Origin of the sequence: Bradyrhizobium sp. AZCC 1588 (assembly GCF_036924735.1) — a bacterium.
GTDB lineage: Bacteria > Pseudomonadota > Alphaproteobacteria > Rhizobiales > Xanthobacteraceae > Bradyrhizobium.
Map to the genome: position 1 here is coordinate 6,945,715 of NZ_JAZHSC010000001.1, position 12,820 is coordinate 6,958,534.

The following is a 12,820-nucleotide window of genomic DNA, read 5'->3' on the forward strand; positions in this document are numbered from 1 at the left end:
CCGTAGGCATTTCTTGTTGTCGTTCGTATTCTCGTTTTCTCGTCAGGCGACCTGCTCCTTGCGGCCGGCCGAGGCGGCAACGATCGCACCCTCCCGCTCAAACGCGTCGATCTGCGCCTGATCAAAACCATGTTCGCGCAGCACCTCTCGCGTATGCTCGCCATAAACAGGCGCGCCCGAACGCACCTTGCCTGGGGTCGCCGAGAATTTAACCGGCAGTCCAATTGTCTTCACCGGTCCGAGCGTCGAATGTTCGACCTCAACCACCATCTCGCGCGCGAGCGTCTGCGGATCGCTCAGCGCTTCCAGCATGTCGTGCACGGGGCCGCAGGGCACGCCCCTCTCGTCAAGTGCCGCCAGCCAATGCGCCCGCGTCTGTTTGCGGAAACGCCCGCTCAATTCGGCTTCGAGCTCCTTCAGATTCGCCATGCGGTCGGAGCCGTTGACGAAGCGCGGGTCGGAAGCCAGTTCCAGCGCGCCAAGCGCTTCCAGCATCAATAGCCAGTGCTTCTTGTTGGCGCCGCCTACCACGAGCCAGCCATCGGATGCCTCGAACGCCTGATACGGTGCGTTGAGCGGATGGGCCGAGCCCATGGCGCGCGGTGCCACGTTGCTGGCGAGCGCAATCGTCGACTGCCAATAGGTCTGAACCAGCGCCGCCTCGTAGAGCGAGGTCTCCACCCATTGCCCTTCACCGGTCTTGAGCCGGTGCGAATAGGCGGCAAGGATGCCCATGCTGGCGAGGAGTCCGGCCGTGATATCGGACAGCGGCGGGCCGCACTTGACCGGCGGACCATCCGGCCGTTCGCCCGTGAAACTCATGATGCCGCTCATCGCCTGGGCCACCAGATCGAAGCCGCGACGATGCTTGTACGGGCCGGTTCGGCCGAAACCGGAGAGCGAGCAATAGATCAGCGCCGGAAAATCCCGATGCAGTTCCTCATAGCCGAAGCCTAACCGCTCCATCGCGCCGGGCGCGAAATTCTCGACCAGCACGTCGGCGTCCGCGATCAGCCGCCGCAGCACTTGCTTGCCGCCTGCGGTCTTCAGATCGAGCACGATGCCGCGCTTGTTGCGGTTCATCATCAGGAACGAGGCCGCCTCGTCACCGATCTTCGGTGGCACCGAGTGCCGCGTGTCGTCGCCATTTGGCCATTTCTCGATCTTGATGACATCGGCGCCCATGTCGGCGAGCATGAGCGTGCAGGTCGGTCCCGCCATCACATGGGTGAGATCGATGACCTTGAGGCCGGCAAGCGGCCCCAAACGCGGCGTCGTGTCGTTTTGAAGGGACATGCGGGCTCCTATTGGCCGCGCCATTGCGGCGCGCGCTTGGTGAGAAACGCGTCGAGCCCTTCACGGAAATCCTGGCTGGTGTAGCACATCAGGATGAGGTCCTCGCCCTCCTCGGGCGTCAGCCGTTTCTGCAGCCGGGCGACTGCCTGCTTGGTCGCGCTCAGCGTCAGCGGCGCGTTGCCGGCAACGAGCCGTGCGATCTCGTCGGCGCGCCTGTCGAGCGCGGCCAGATCATCGACGACCTCGTTGAGCAGGCCTACTGAGGCCGCCTCCTCGGCTTCGACAAGCCGTGCCGTGAAGATCAGATCCTTGACGCGCGCCGGGCCGATCAACGCGGTGATGCGGCTGATATTCGACATCGACAGGCAATTGCCGAGCGTGCGCGCGATCGGAAACCCCATCCGCGTGCTCCGAGTGCCGATGCGGAGGTCACAGCAGGCCGCGATTCCCGCGCCGCCGCCGGTGCAGGCGCCGTTGATGGCGGCAATGGTCGGCACCCGGCATGTTTCGAGGATGCCGAGCACGCGGTCGATGCGGTTCTCGTAGTCGAGCCCGTCCTGCGGCGCCTTGAAGGCCCGGAACTGGTTGATGTCGGTGCCCGCGGCGAACGCCTTGTCGCCGGCTCCCCGCAGCAGCAGCACCTTGATCGCATGGTCGCGGTTGGCGCGCTCGCAGATCGCAGCCAGCCGCTCGTACATCGCGAAGGTGAAGGCGTTGCGCGCCTGCGGTCTGTTGAAGGTTATCCGGCCGATACCGTCATCAAGGGCAAACAGGAGGTCATCCTCCCGTACCGTTACGTCTTGATCCATCCCGCCGGCCCTTTCTTAATCGATTTTAACCAACTCTGAATGCAAAAACACGATTTATCAAGCTGGAACTAGCAAGATTCCGGTGATATAGCCATTTTTGCATTCAAACTGGATCTTACGGCGATGCTTCATGAGGAAGTCGTAGGCCGCGTCCGCGCCATGTTGCTCGATGGCGAGATCCCGCCGGGCGCGCGGATTCCCGAGCGCGACCTCTGTGAAAGGCTGCAGATCTCGCGCACGCCGCTGCGCGAAGCCCTCAAAGTGCTCGCCGCCGAGGGCCTGGTTCAATTGCTGCCGAACCGCGGCTCGCGCGCGGCCAGGCTGACCGACAGGGACATGCGCGACCTGTTCGAGGTGTGCCAGGGGTTAGAGGCGCTGGCCGGCGAACTGGCCTGCGAGCGCATCACGGATGCCGAGATCGCCGAGGTCGCCGCCGTCCACGCCGCGATGGTACGGCACTACGGCGATCGCGACCTTCTCCAGTACTACCGCTGCAACCGCACCATCCACGAGGCGATCATCGCCGCGGCCGGCAACCCGGTGCTGTCAGGCCTATATGAATCCGTTACGGCCCGCATTCGGCGTGCGCGCTACGTCACGCCGATGACACCGCGGCGCTGGGCGCTGGCGGTGCAGGAGCACGAAGCGATCCTCAATGCACTCCAACGCCGCGACGGCGTGGGGTTGTCGCATATCCTGCGCGCGCATCTGCGCCACAAGCGCGAGGAAGTCTTGCAGGCCGGCTTCGCGGAGACCGAGCCGCAAGATGAGGCGCGCGCATCATAGCAGCGTCTAGCCTGACGCTGATTCGCATCCGAAGCGCCCGTCCATCTCTACCCGCATTCGGCCGTTGCTACGCCCACGCCGAGACGACCCCGGGTTTCTGCGGAGCGGTTTTTCCAAAACGATAACCACCCGTTCACCATGACGGCGAATCCCGCCGTGCGATCGACCAAATAATTCAACCCTCAAGTTCCCTTATACCTTTGATGCCTAGTCATACCTCCGGGGATGGCTGCCATTGCCGTGCAGTGGGACGTCCCTGCGTAAGAGTAGTAAAGCGTATGAACATCGCACGTGTCGTCGTTCTGACCATCGCATTGAGTGCCGGCGGTGTTGCCGCCTATCTCGCCCGTGGCACCGAAGAACAATCCCGCCCGGCGGCCGAACCGGTCGCACAGTTGCCGACGGTGGAGATCCTGGTCGCGAAGTCCGACATCGGGCTCGGCCAGCCGGTCAAGCCCGAGGACCTGCAATGGCAGGCCTGGCCGGCCGCGACCGCCGGCAGCAATCTGATCAACCGCGCCAGCAAGGCCGAAGCCATCAACGAAATCGCCGGCTCGATCGCGCGCAGCCCGTTCTTCGCTGGCGAGCCGATCCGCGAACAGAAACTGGTCAAGGCCAATGGCTCCGGCTTCATGGCAGCCATCCTGCCGACCGGCTTGCGGGCGCTCTCAACCGAGATCTCGCCGGAAACCGGCGCCGGCGGCTTTATCCTGCCCAACGACCGTGTCGACGTCATCCTCTCCAAGCGTGAAAAGAATCCGGACAGCAAGGGGCCCGACGTCGTCCAGTCGGAAATCATTCTCTCCAACATCCGCGTGCTGGCGATCGATCAGGCGCCGAAAGAAAAAGAGGGCAGCAACTCCCTCGTCGGCCGCACCGCCACGCTCGAACTGAAGCCCGAGCAGGCTGAGACGCTGGCGCGTGCGCGCCAGAGCGGCACGCTGTCGCTCGCGCTGCGCAGCATCACCGATGTCAACGCGGCCGAAGGCCGTTCCGAGGAACAGGCTCAGCAACGAAGCCAGAGCGTCAACGTGGTTCGCTACGGGGTCGCTAATCAAACGACGGCACAGAAGTGACCGAAAGGACGCCCGAGATGAAGTTTGGGGAAAATCAGTCAGCGATGCGAACTGTGGCGGTGCGCACCCTGTTATTGTCGGCTGTCGCTGCGCTGACGCTCGGGCCGCTGCTGCCTGTGGTCGCAGCGGAGTCCGAGAAGGATCCGGTGACGACGTCTGCCATCGGCCCGGTCAAGATGCGCTTTCTGTCGCTCGGTGTCGGCAAGTCGGTTGTCGTCGACCTGCCGCGCGATGTGAAGGATGTGCTGGTCGCCGATCCGAAGATCGCCAATGCCGTCATTCGCTCGCCGCAACGCGCCTATATCATCGGCGGCGCCGTCGGCCAGACCAACGTGGTGTTTTTCGACGGCGACGGCCAGCAGATCGCCTCCTACGACATCGCAATCAAGCGAGACCTCAACGGCGTGCGCGCCGCGCTGCGGCAGTCGTTGCCAGGGATTCAGATCGAGGGCGTCGGCGACAGCGTGCTGCTGACCGGCTCGGTTTCGAGCCCGGTCGAAGCCCAGCAGGCCGGCGAGATTGCCGCGCGGCTGGTCGGCGGGTCCGAGAAGGTCGTCAACTCGATCGTCGTTCGCGGCCGCGACCAGGTGATGTTGAAGGTCACTGTCGCGGAGGTCCGGCGGGATGTCGTCAAACAAATGGGTGTCGATCTCAGCGCCCAATTGAATGTCGGCAATACGACTGTGAATTTCAACAATACCAATCCCTTCACTGCAAACAACGCGCCCCTCGTGCCTGGCAATGGCCTTGGCATAGCAGCCGGCACGATGCCGTCGGTCCAGGCCGTGCTTCGCGCGATGGAAAAGGCCGGAGTCGTGAAGACGCTCGCCGAACCCAATCTGACAGCGATATCAGGCGAATCCGCAACGTTTATCTCGGGCGGCGAATTTCCCATTCCAACCGGCGTGAGCTGCCAAACAACAACGGGCGGTGGCATCGGAAATTGCGTCCAGACTGTCAGCTTCAAGAAATTTGGCATCTCGCTCAACTTCACGCCGGTCGTACTCTCTGAGGGTCGGATCAGCCTGCGGGTGATGACGGAAGTTTCGGAAGTCTCGACCGAAAACTCTCTGACTGGCGGCCAAGGTGGAACAACCATTCCCTCGATCAAGACCCGCCGCGCCGAGACGACGCTGGAAATACCCTCCGGCGGCTCGATGGCGATGGCCGGCCTGATCCAGGAGCAAACCAAGCAGGCCATCAACGGGCTGCCGGGACTCGATCAATTGCCGGTGCTGGGCGCGCTGTTCCGCAGCCAGGACTTCGTCAACAACCAGACCGAGCTGATGGTCATCGTGACGCCCTACGTCGTGCGCGCGGTCGCGCAGAAGGAGTTGTCGCGGCCCGACGACGGGTTTGCGCCGGCATCCGACTCCCAATCCACGCTGCTCGGGCGCATCAACCGGATCTACGGCGTCGCCGCTCGCATCGATCCCGTCAGCGACGTCCAGGGCAATTTCGGCTTCATCATCGATTGAGACCGCAGAACTGTTCACCGAGTGGGGACGAGGACAGAACGATGACAACGAAAATTCCGCTCCATCGCGTCAAGGCTTTGGGCATTCTTGGTGCCCTCTTCGGCCTTTCGGCGGCGCTCGGTGCTTGCACGCCACAGACCACGGAAATCGTGACCGCCAGCGTATCCGATGATTACCGCCACCGTCATCCGATCGCCGTGACCGAAGCCAACCATTCGATCGTCGTGTTCGTGGGTCATGCCCGCGGCGGCCTCTCCGGGCCGCAACGCACCGACGTCATGGGCCTGGCGCGGACATGGGCGCGCGAAGGCACCGGCGCGATCATTGCGGACGTCCCGACAGATACGCCCAATGCCCGCGCGGCTGCGGCGACGTTTCGAGAAATCCAGTCGGTGCTGATGGCGGGCGGCGTGCCCTCGCGCGCCATCACGCTGCATCACTACCGTCCCGACGATATCAGGACCTTGCCGACGATCAGGCTGAGCTATCCGAAGATCAAGGCGGTGGCCGGTCCTTGCGGCCTGTGGCCGCAAGACCTCGGCCCGAACATCGACAACGTCGCCTACAACGAAAACCGCTCCTATCACAATTTTGGCTGCGCCACCCAGCGCAACCTGGCGGCGATGATCGACAATCCGGCGGACCTCGAGCAGCCGCGCCCCGAGACGGCCGCCTACACGCCGCGGCGCAATATCGCCTTTGACAAATATCGCAAGGGCGTTGCGACCGAGACCACCTACCCCGAAGCCGACAAGGCCAAACTCAGCGATACAGGCAAATGATCAGCCGCGTCTTTCAAAACTCCGACGACCAACTGGACGACACGCCGGCGCAGCCCGAGGAATACATCTCGCCGGCGCCGCGCGTATCGGTACAGGCCTTTTGCGCCAGCGTAGCGATCGCAACCGCGGTTCGCGCGGCGAGCGAAGACCGCCGTCTCGGCAAGGCGCACCTTTCGGTTCACATGGGCGGTATTGCCGCCGCCATCGAGGCCTACCACAAGGCACCGACGCCGAACGTTATTTTGCTGGAGAGCGACCCGGCCACCGACATCCTCGAAGGCCTCGATGAACTCGCGACCGTGTGCGACGCAGGAACGCGCGTTGTCGTGATCGGCAACGCCAACGACGTCGCACCCTATCGCGAACTGGTGCGGCGTGGCGTCAGCGACTACGTCACCGGACCGATCGAACCGATCGACGTAGTTCGTGCGATATGTGGCCTTTACGCGGCCTCCGAGACCGTAGCCGTCGGCCGTATCGTTGCCGTCGTCGGCGCCAAGGGAGGCGTCGGCGCATCCACCGTCGCGCACAATGTGGCCTGGATGATCGCGCGCGATCTGGCGCTCGATTCCGTCGTGATCGATCTCGACCTTGCCTTCGGCACCGCCGGCCTCGACTACAATCAGGATCCGGTTCAAGGCATCGCCAATGCAGTCTTCCAGCCGGAACGGCCGGACTCCGCCTTCATGGAACGTCTGCTGGCGAAATGCACCGACCACCTCGACCTGCTGGCCGCGCCGGCAACGTTGGACCAGGTCTATGATTTCGGCGCCGATGCGTTCGATGCGATCTTCGACACGATGCGCATGACGACCCCGTGCATCGTGCTCGACGTCCCCCATCAGTGGTCGGCATGGACCAAGCGCACGCTGGTCGGCGCGGACGACATTTTGATCGTCGCCGAGCCTGACCTCGCCAATATGCGCAACACCAAGAACATGCTGAACGTGCTGAAGGCGGCGCGGCCCAATGACCGCCCGCCGCTCTATTGCCTGAACCAGGTTGGAATGCACAAGCGTCCGGAGATCTCCACGCGCGAATTCGCCAAGGCAATCGAGAGCCAGCCGATCGCGGCGATTCCGTTCGATTCGAAGATGTTCGGCACCGCCGCCAACAACGGCCAGATGATCGCGCAGATCGCCGCGAAGCATCGCACCACCCAGATGTTCCTGCAGATCGCGCAGCGCATGACGGGCCATGCCGTGACCAAGCGGTCGCGGACTTCGTTCCTGATGCCGATCATCAAGAAGCTGCAGGGCGCGACGGCCCGCAGAGCGTGAGCAAAGGATAACGGCGCAGCGGCGTTGGCTGCTGACGCTGATCGCGTTTCGAGCGAAAGCCTGCCCCAACTTGATCCGGGTGAATTCAGGCTCTGTTGGTTCTGATTGGATCGGAACCGGTAGAGCGCTAGACTAGTCGGTGCGTCGGGCCGAGGCGATCGGCATCTTGTCGGCCTCAGCTCGCGCGTTCTCCCTGTCCTTGCGCGCCAGCATCCGCTTCAATTGCGCGACGTTGGCTGCCGCCTCGGCGGGCGGCAGGTCGGCCTTCACGATCTTTTCCGCCTCGGCAAAATGACCCTGCAGGCCGACCGCCAGTGCAAGATTGGCGCGCACGCGCGGATCGGTCCCGGCCAGGCTGTGGGCGCGGCGCAGCGTCTCCTCGGCCCTGGGCAGGTCCTTCGAAAGCACGTAGGACAGTCCGAGATTGGACAGCACCGACGGATGGTCGGGCACGATTTTCAGCGCGCTCGCATAGTATTGCCGCGCCTCCTCGTATCGGCCGAGTTGATCCAGTGTTGCTCCCTGCGCCGACAGCAGCCGCCAATCGGGATCGTCGGGGCTGTGGGCTCGGCCGAGCACGTCAAAGGCCTGCTGGAAATTGCCATTATCCGCCAGCGCGCGGCCGTAGGCTGCGAGCAGCAGCTTATTGCCCGGATGGGCGATGGAGGCCTGTTCGAGCACCGCAACCGCTTGCGACCGCTGCCCTGTCGCGCGAAGCGCCTTGCCGTATTTCAGGGCCGCGTCGGCATCCTTCGGATTGACGCGATAGCGTTCCTGGTAAAGTTGGACATCGCGGCGCGGATCGGTGGCGTGGTCAGCGTCAGCCTTCTCGCCGATCGAACCGGTAATGTCTGACAGTCCCGAGGTCTGGCAGCCGCCGAGCCCCAATACCAGGATCAGGGTCGACGTGCACGCAAGGAGCCGCGTGACGCGGAGCGGATGGGGTAACTTCTGGAACATGTAGCGGGACTCACGGCGGCGACTGTCCAGAAGTGTTCACAGCTTAACCCTAAGTTCCGGTTAAGCTGGCCCGCTTTTGCGGTAATTGGTGACCTTTGCGGGCGGCTGCCGCCAGGCACGCGCGTGCCGGTCCGTTTCGCCGAGCCGCCTAGTCGAGGAATTGCGCGCCGAGTTCGCAACCGATCCGCCAGGCCAGCTTGCACTGACGCGGCCTTCCCTCCGAAAAGATCACCGTGAATTCGGGAGGAATTTCGGGATATTCGGCGATGATCTTCACGCCGCCATCCGACATGTCTGTAATCATGCAGTCGCGCGGCAATCCGCCGGTCGCAAACTGTATTTTCGCAAAGTTTCTGCACGCACGTCGTTCGCTTCTGCGGCGATTCGCTAACATGTCTACCCTGGCCTTGCTGGAGTGATTCACCCGAAGGTGCCCTCTGCTTTACAGAAGAATTGTTGGAATTGACCTAGCGCAACGGCTCGCAATGTAACTGATACGTTCGAATTCCGTTTACCGAACCCGGAGCCGAAGACCTCCGAGCACCGGCAAGCTACGATCGAGCAGCGCCCATGCACTGCAATTTTCGGCAAATTAAAGGGTTGATCGCCCCTCGTTAGGCGATAGCCTGACCCCTCGACTCGATTTGGCGGAAACCGACGCGCATGGGAAGCCTCGTCCTTCTCGACCTGATGGGCGGCGTAGCATTGCTGCTGTGGGGCCTGCACATGGTCCACAGCGGGATCCTGCGCGCGTTCGGGCCGAACCTGCGAATGTTACTGGCGAAGGCCCTGAGCAACCGCTTCTCCGCCCTCGCCGCCGGTCTCGGCCTGACCGCGCTGCTTCAAAGCAGCACCGCGACGGCGCTGATCACGAGTTCGTTTACGTCGGACGGGCTCGTCAGCCTGGTGCCTGCGCTCGCCATCATGCTCGGTGCCAATGTCGGCACCACGCTGATCGTGCAGATCCTGTCGTTCAACATCGCCGCCGTCGCGCCGGTGCTGTTCATCATTGGCCTGGTCGCCTTTCGCACCGGGCCGCGCTCGCGCATCAAGGACATCGGCCGCGTCTTTATCGGCCTCGGCCTGATGCTGCTGGCGCTGCACATCCTGCTCAATACGCTGGCGCCGGCGGGAGAACGCGCCGGGCGTGCGCGTATTCATGAACGCCATCACCGGCGATCCCGTGCTCTGCATCCTGTTCGCTGCGATCGTGACCTGGCTCGTGCATTCCTCTGTTGCCAGCGTACTGCTGGTGATGTCGCTGGCCTATGCGCATTTCATCACCCCCTATGCGGCGCTGGCGCTCGTGCTCGGCGCCAATCTCGGCAGCGCCATCAATCCGATCGTCGAGGGCGCGCGCCGCGACAATCCCGCCAGCTATCGGCTTCCGCTCGGCAATCTCGTCAACCGGCTTGTCGGCGTGCTGCTGGTGGCGCCGTTCCTGCAGCCGATCGCGGAGCTTCTGATCGCGTGGCAACCGGATGTAGCCAAGGCAACCGCCCTGTTCCACATCGCCTTCAACGTTGCGACCGCAGCTCTCTTCATTGGCCTGCTCGACGGAATGGCGCGGCTGTTGAAGAGGTTGCTGCCCGAGCGCGTCAAGGAGGCCGACCCGACAGGTCCGCGCTATCTCGACGAGAGCGCACTCGAGACCCCTTCCCTCGCGTTGGCGGATGCCGCCCGCGAGACCCTGCATATGGGCGATCACGTCGAGATCATGCTGCGCAAGGTGATGGCGGCGATGATGACCAACGACCGCGCGCTGGTCGACGAGGTCTCGCGGATGGACAACAGCGTCGACAGCCTCGACGAGGCGATCAAGCTCTATGTCACGAAACTCACCCGCGGCAGTCTCGACGAGCGCGAGGGACACCGGGCGATGGAGATCGTCTCCTTCGCCATCAACCTCGAGCATATCGGCGACATCATCGACAAGAATCTGAGCGAGCTGGCAACCAAGAAGATCAAGCGCCGCTTCCAGTTCTCGGCCGAGGGCGCCGAGGAGCTTTCGGCTTTCCACAAGCGCACTATGGATTCGCTGCGGATCGCGTTCGGGGTCTTCATGTCGGGTGACCTCAACGAAGCGCGAAAATTGCTGGCCGAAAAGGCCGCGCTGCGCAATGCCGAGCTCGCCGCCACCGAGCGGCACCTCGACCGCCTGCGCGAGGGCCGGCCCGAAACCATCGAGACCACGTCGCTTCATCTCGACGTGTTGCGCGACCTCCGGCGCATTCACTCGCACATCTGCTCGGTCGCCTACCCCGTGCTCGATGCCGCCGGTGAACTCGCCGCCCATCGCAGCGCCGAAAGCGAATTGCCCGCACTGCCCACGGCGGCGCCGAGCCGCTGACAGTCAGCGATCGAGCGTCTTCGAGGCAGTGGCACGGTTCTTCACGATCAGCATGATGTTTCTGATGTAGATGATCGTGGCCATCGACTGGCCGATGATGATCACGGGCTCGCGCTTGGCGATGCCGTAGATCAGCGTCATCATGCCGCCTCCCATCGAGAAGAACCAGAACGCCATCGGCACCACGCTCTGTCCGGCCCGCTCGCTCGAGATCCACTGCACCAGGAATCGCGCGGTGAACAGCAATTGCGCGATCAGCCCGAACGCCAGCCAGAAATCGAACTTGGCGACGAACACGTCGTAGAGATAGTCGCCGAGCGCCTGGCCGTATTGAATCAGCATCAGCGAACCTCGATCACAACGGGCGTCGACTTCTTGCGTCGGATCAGCCACCACACGCCGGCGAGATCCATGATCCCGATCCATAGCCGGTCAAAGAAGCCGTAATTGGACACGCCGGAATGGCGCGGGCGGTCGATCACGTCGACGTAAGCGATGTCGAAACCTTCGCGGCGCACCAGCGCCGGCAGGAACCGATGCAGCCCGTCGAAATAGGGCATCGAGAGGAACACCTCGCGCGGGAACGCCTTCAGCCCGCAACCGGTGTCGCGGGTACCGTCGCGCAGGATCGCGTTGCGCACGCCGTTGGCGATCCGCGACTGCAGTTTCTTGAAGCCGGTATCCTTGCGCCCGACCCGTTGGCCTGCCGCAAGACCGACGCGGCCACCGCCTTTTTCGACTGCAGCGATCAGGTCCGGCAGGAACGCCGGATTGTTTTGCCCGTCGCCGTCGAGAGTCGCCACGATGGCGCCGCGCGCGGCCCGCACGCCGCTACGCACCGCCGCCGATTGCCCGCTTGAGGCGGCGTGCTTCAGTTGCCGAAGCTGCGGATACTGTTTCATCATCGCCGCCAGCCGCTCGGCGGTCGCATCCGTCGAACCGTCGTTGACATAGATGATCTCGTAGGCCCAGCGGCGGCCGAGTGCGCTGACGATTTCCGCAATCAGCGGCGCGACGTTGTCCGCCTCGTTGCGGACCGGCACAACGATTGAAACGGCGACCGCATCTCTGTCGGCAGGTATCAAATCGGCACTCGTCTGGTTGGTTTGGAAGGACCCGGAACCGGGCGTATCGGGCCGTCTGGCGGCGTCCGCTTTTATGGGGCGAAAGCGCCGCGGGCAACCCTTTTGAGGCGCCCGGACGAGGGCCCGGCAAGAGACACGATGCTGCCGTCGCGCTGGATCGCAAATCCGAGCCGGCGGGCCGCAAACCAGTATCGCACGAACATCGCTCCGACGATGCCGATCAGCGCCCCGGCAACCACGTCACTCGGATGGTGGGCAACCAGCACCAGACGGGTCGCCGCAATGATGAGGGCATAGACGGCCATCGCAAAGCGAGCTTTCGGCCAGATGACCGACACGGCGAACGCGAGCGCAAAGGCGGTCGTGGCGTGGCCGGAAGGAAAGCTGAAATAAGCGGGGTGGCCCGCGAAGTGCGAGAAGTGGAAAGCATTGGCCTCGCCGCCGACAAACGGCCGACCGCGACCGATGCTGTATTTCAGCACCTCGGTGACCAGACTGGACACGGCGACGGCGCAGAAGATGAACTGCAGCCGTGTTCCGAGACTAAGCAGCAATGAGCGCCTGATGCCATGCAGGGCCGGTGCGGCGATCGCGACCGCGATCAGCAATCCTGCCAGCCCCGCCAACACATATTCGTCCTTGCCGAAATCAGTGAGAATGCGGACCCACCACAGCGAGGGCGTGCCGCGCTTTGGCATCTGGGCGATTTCCCACGCATCGATCGCATACATCAACACCACGATCGCTGCGCCGAGACCTGCCGAGATCCACAAGACGTGACGCGCCGCGCGGCGAGCGGCTTCGGCTCGCCGCGAATGCGACGGCGACCGCACGAGTTGCGCCAATGACAGCCACGTCAGCGTGGAGAAACGCGCAAGATAGGTTTTGGAATCGTCAACAGAAGGGCTCGCAGCCATC

The 12,820-nt window shown here is 63.5% G+C and carries 12 protein-coding genes and 1 pseudogene; 6 read left to right on the forward strand and 7 right to left on the reverse strand.

The genetic code is table 11. The features are described 5' to 3' along the window. Positions 1–42: 42 nt before the first annotated feature. Positions 43–1,296 (reverse strand): CaiB/BaiF CoA transferase family protein, encoded by a 1,254-nt coding sequence (locus V1277_RS32455; RefSeq protein WP_334419805.1) that lies wholly within the window; start codon positions 1,294–1,296, stop codon positions 43–45. An 8-nt stretch (positions 1,297–1,304) separates the two neighbouring features. Next, complete coding sequence (locus tag V1277_RS32460; protein WP_334419807.1) at positions 1,305–2,105, reverse strand: enoyl-CoA hydratase/isomerase family protein; 801 nt, start codon at positions 2,103–2,105, stop codon at positions 1,305–1,307. Between the two features lie 123 nt (positions 2,106–2,228). Between V1277_RS32460 and V1277_RS32465 the strand changes: the two genes are divergently transcribed. The 5 genes from V1277_RS32465 to V1277_RS32485 all read left to right on the forward strand — a co-directional run bounded on the left by V1277_RS32465 (position 2,229) and on the right by V1277_RS32485 (position 7,507). Then, entirely contained in the window at positions 2,229–2,891 is a 663-nt protein-coding gene (locus V1277_RS32465; RefSeq protein ID WP_334419809.1) for a GntR family transcriptional regulator, read from the forward strand. A 278-nt stretch (positions 2,892–3,169) separates the two neighbouring features. After that, positions 3,170–3,967: a Flp pilus assembly protein CpaB gene (gene cpaB / locus V1277_RS32470; RefSeq protein ID WP_334419810.1), complete on the forward strand. Its 798-nt coding sequence runs from the start codon at positions 3,170–3,172 to the stop codon at positions 3,965–3,967. A 44-nt stretch (positions 3,968–4,011) separates the two neighbouring features. Beyond that, the gene (locus V1277_RS32475) at positions 4,012–5,445 is read left to right on the forward strand and encodes a type II and III secretion system protein family protein (RefSeq protein WP_334419811.1); all 1,434 of its coding nucleotides are present in this window, start codon (positions 4,012–4,014) and stop codon (positions 5,443–5,445) included. A 41-nt stretch (positions 5,446–5,486) separates the two neighbouring features. After that, positions 5,487–6,227 (forward strand): CpaD family pilus assembly protein, encoded by a 741-nt coding sequence (locus V1277_RS32480; RefSeq protein ID WP_334419813.1) that lies wholly within the window; start codon positions 5,487–5,489, stop codon positions 6,225–6,227. Further along, complete coding sequence (locus V1277_RS32485) at positions 6,224–7,507, forward strand: AAA family ATPase (protein ID WP_334419814.1); 1,284 nt, start codon at positions 6,224–6,226, stop codon at positions 7,505–7,507. Before V1277_RS32480 ends, V1277_RS32485 begins: the two co-directional genes overlap by 4 nt. A gap of 132 nt (positions 7,508–7,639) precedes the next feature. Here V1277_RS32485 and V1277_RS32490 read toward each other — a convergent pair whose 3' ends face one another. After that, positions 7,640–8,467, reverse strand: coding sequence for a tetratricopeptide repeat protein (locus tag V1277_RS32490; protein WP_334419815.1), 828 nt, complete (start codon positions 8,465–8,467; stop codon positions 7,640–7,642). 148 nt (positions 8,468–8,615) lie between these two features. Continuing rightward, positions 8,616–8,861: a PilZ domain-containing protein gene (locus tag V1277_RS32495; protein WP_028346170.1), complete on the reverse strand. Its 246-nt coding sequence runs from the start codon at positions 8,859–8,861 to the stop codon at positions 8,616–8,618. A 269-nt stretch (positions 8,862–9,130) separates the two neighbouring features. Between V1277_RS32495 and V1277_RS32500 the strand changes: the two are divergent. Further along, positions 9,131–10,817 (forward strand): annotated as a pseudogene (locus tag V1277_RS32500) (Na/Pi cotransporter family protein). 3 nt (positions 10,818–10,820) lie between these two features. On the opposite strand, the gene V1277_RS32505 reads toward V1277_RS32500, so the two are convergent. The 3 genes from V1277_RS32505 to V1277_RS32515 all read right to left on the reverse strand — a co-directional run bounded on the left by V1277_RS32505 (position 10,821) and on the right by V1277_RS32515 (position 12,819). Beyond that, entirely contained in the window at positions 10,821–11,159 is a 339-nt protein-coding gene (locus tag V1277_RS32505; protein WP_334375519.1) for a lipid-A-disaccharide synthase N-terminal domain-containing protein, read from the reverse strand. Then, positions 11,159–11,899 carry a glycosyltransferase family 2 protein gene (locus V1277_RS32510; protein ID WP_334420515.1) on the reverse strand — a complete coding sequence of 247 codons (741 nt, stop codon included), beginning with the start codon at positions 11,897–11,899 and terminating at the stop codon, positions 11,159–11,161. The genes V1277_RS32505 and V1277_RS32510 overlap by 1 nt, the downstream gene beginning before the upstream one ends. Positions 11,900–11,973: 74 nt before the next feature. Continuing rightward, a complete protein-coding gene (locus V1277_RS32515) occupies positions 11,974–12,819 on the reverse strand; it encodes a phosphatase PAP2 family protein (protein WP_334419816.1) in 846 nt (281 codons plus the stop codon). Between the last annotated feature and the right edge of the window lies 1 nt (position 12,820).

What these genes read in the sequence shown, in the direction of transcription:
- V1277_RS32505 (WP_334375519.1), bottom strand. Translation starts at nt 11,159, where the DNA reads ATGCTGATTCAATACGGCCAGGCGCTCGGCGACTATCTCTACGACGTG.
- V1277_RS32475 (WP_334419811.1), top strand. Translation starts at nt 4,012, where the DNA reads ATGCGAACTGTGGCGGTGCGCACCCTGTTATTGTCGGCTGTCGCTGCG.
- V1277_RS32465 (WP_334419809.1), top strand. Translation starts at nt 2,229, where the DNA reads ATGCTTCATGAGGAAGTCGTAGGCCGCGTCCGCGCCATGTTGCTCGAT.
- V1277_RS32480 (WP_334419813.1), top strand. Translation starts at nt 5,487, where the DNA reads ATGACAACGAAAATTCCGCTCCATCGCGTCAAGGCTTTGGGCATTCTT.
- V1277_RS32460 (WP_334419807.1), bottom strand. Translation starts at nt 2,105, where the DNA reads ATGGATCAAGACGTAACGGTACGGGAGGATGACCTCCTGTTTGCCCTT.
- cpaB (WP_334419810.1), top strand. Translation starts at nt 3,170, where the DNA reads ATGAACATCGCACGTGTCGTCGTTCTGACCATCGCATTGAGTGCCGGC.
- V1277_RS32495 (WP_028346170.1), bottom strand. Translation starts at nt 8,861, where the DNA reads ATGTTAGCGAATCGCCGCAGAAGCGAACGACGTGCGTGCAGAAACTTT.
- V1277_RS32490 (WP_334419815.1), bottom strand. Translation starts at nt 8,467, where the DNA reads ATGTTCCAGAAGTTACCCCATCCGCTCCGCGTCACGCGGCTCCTTGCG.
- V1277_RS32485 (WP_334419814.1), top strand. Translation starts at nt 6,224, where the DNA reads ATGATCAGCCGCGTCTTTCAAAACTCCGACGACCAACTGGACGACACG.
- V1277_RS32455 (WP_334419805.1), bottom strand. Translation starts at nt 1,296, where the DNA reads ATGTCCCTTCAAAACGACACGACGCCGCGTTTGGGGCCGCTTGCCGGC.
- V1277_RS32515 (WP_334419816.1), bottom strand. Translation starts at nt 12,819, where the DNA reads ATGGCTGCGAGCCCTTCTGTTGACGATTCCAAAACCTATCTTGCGCGT.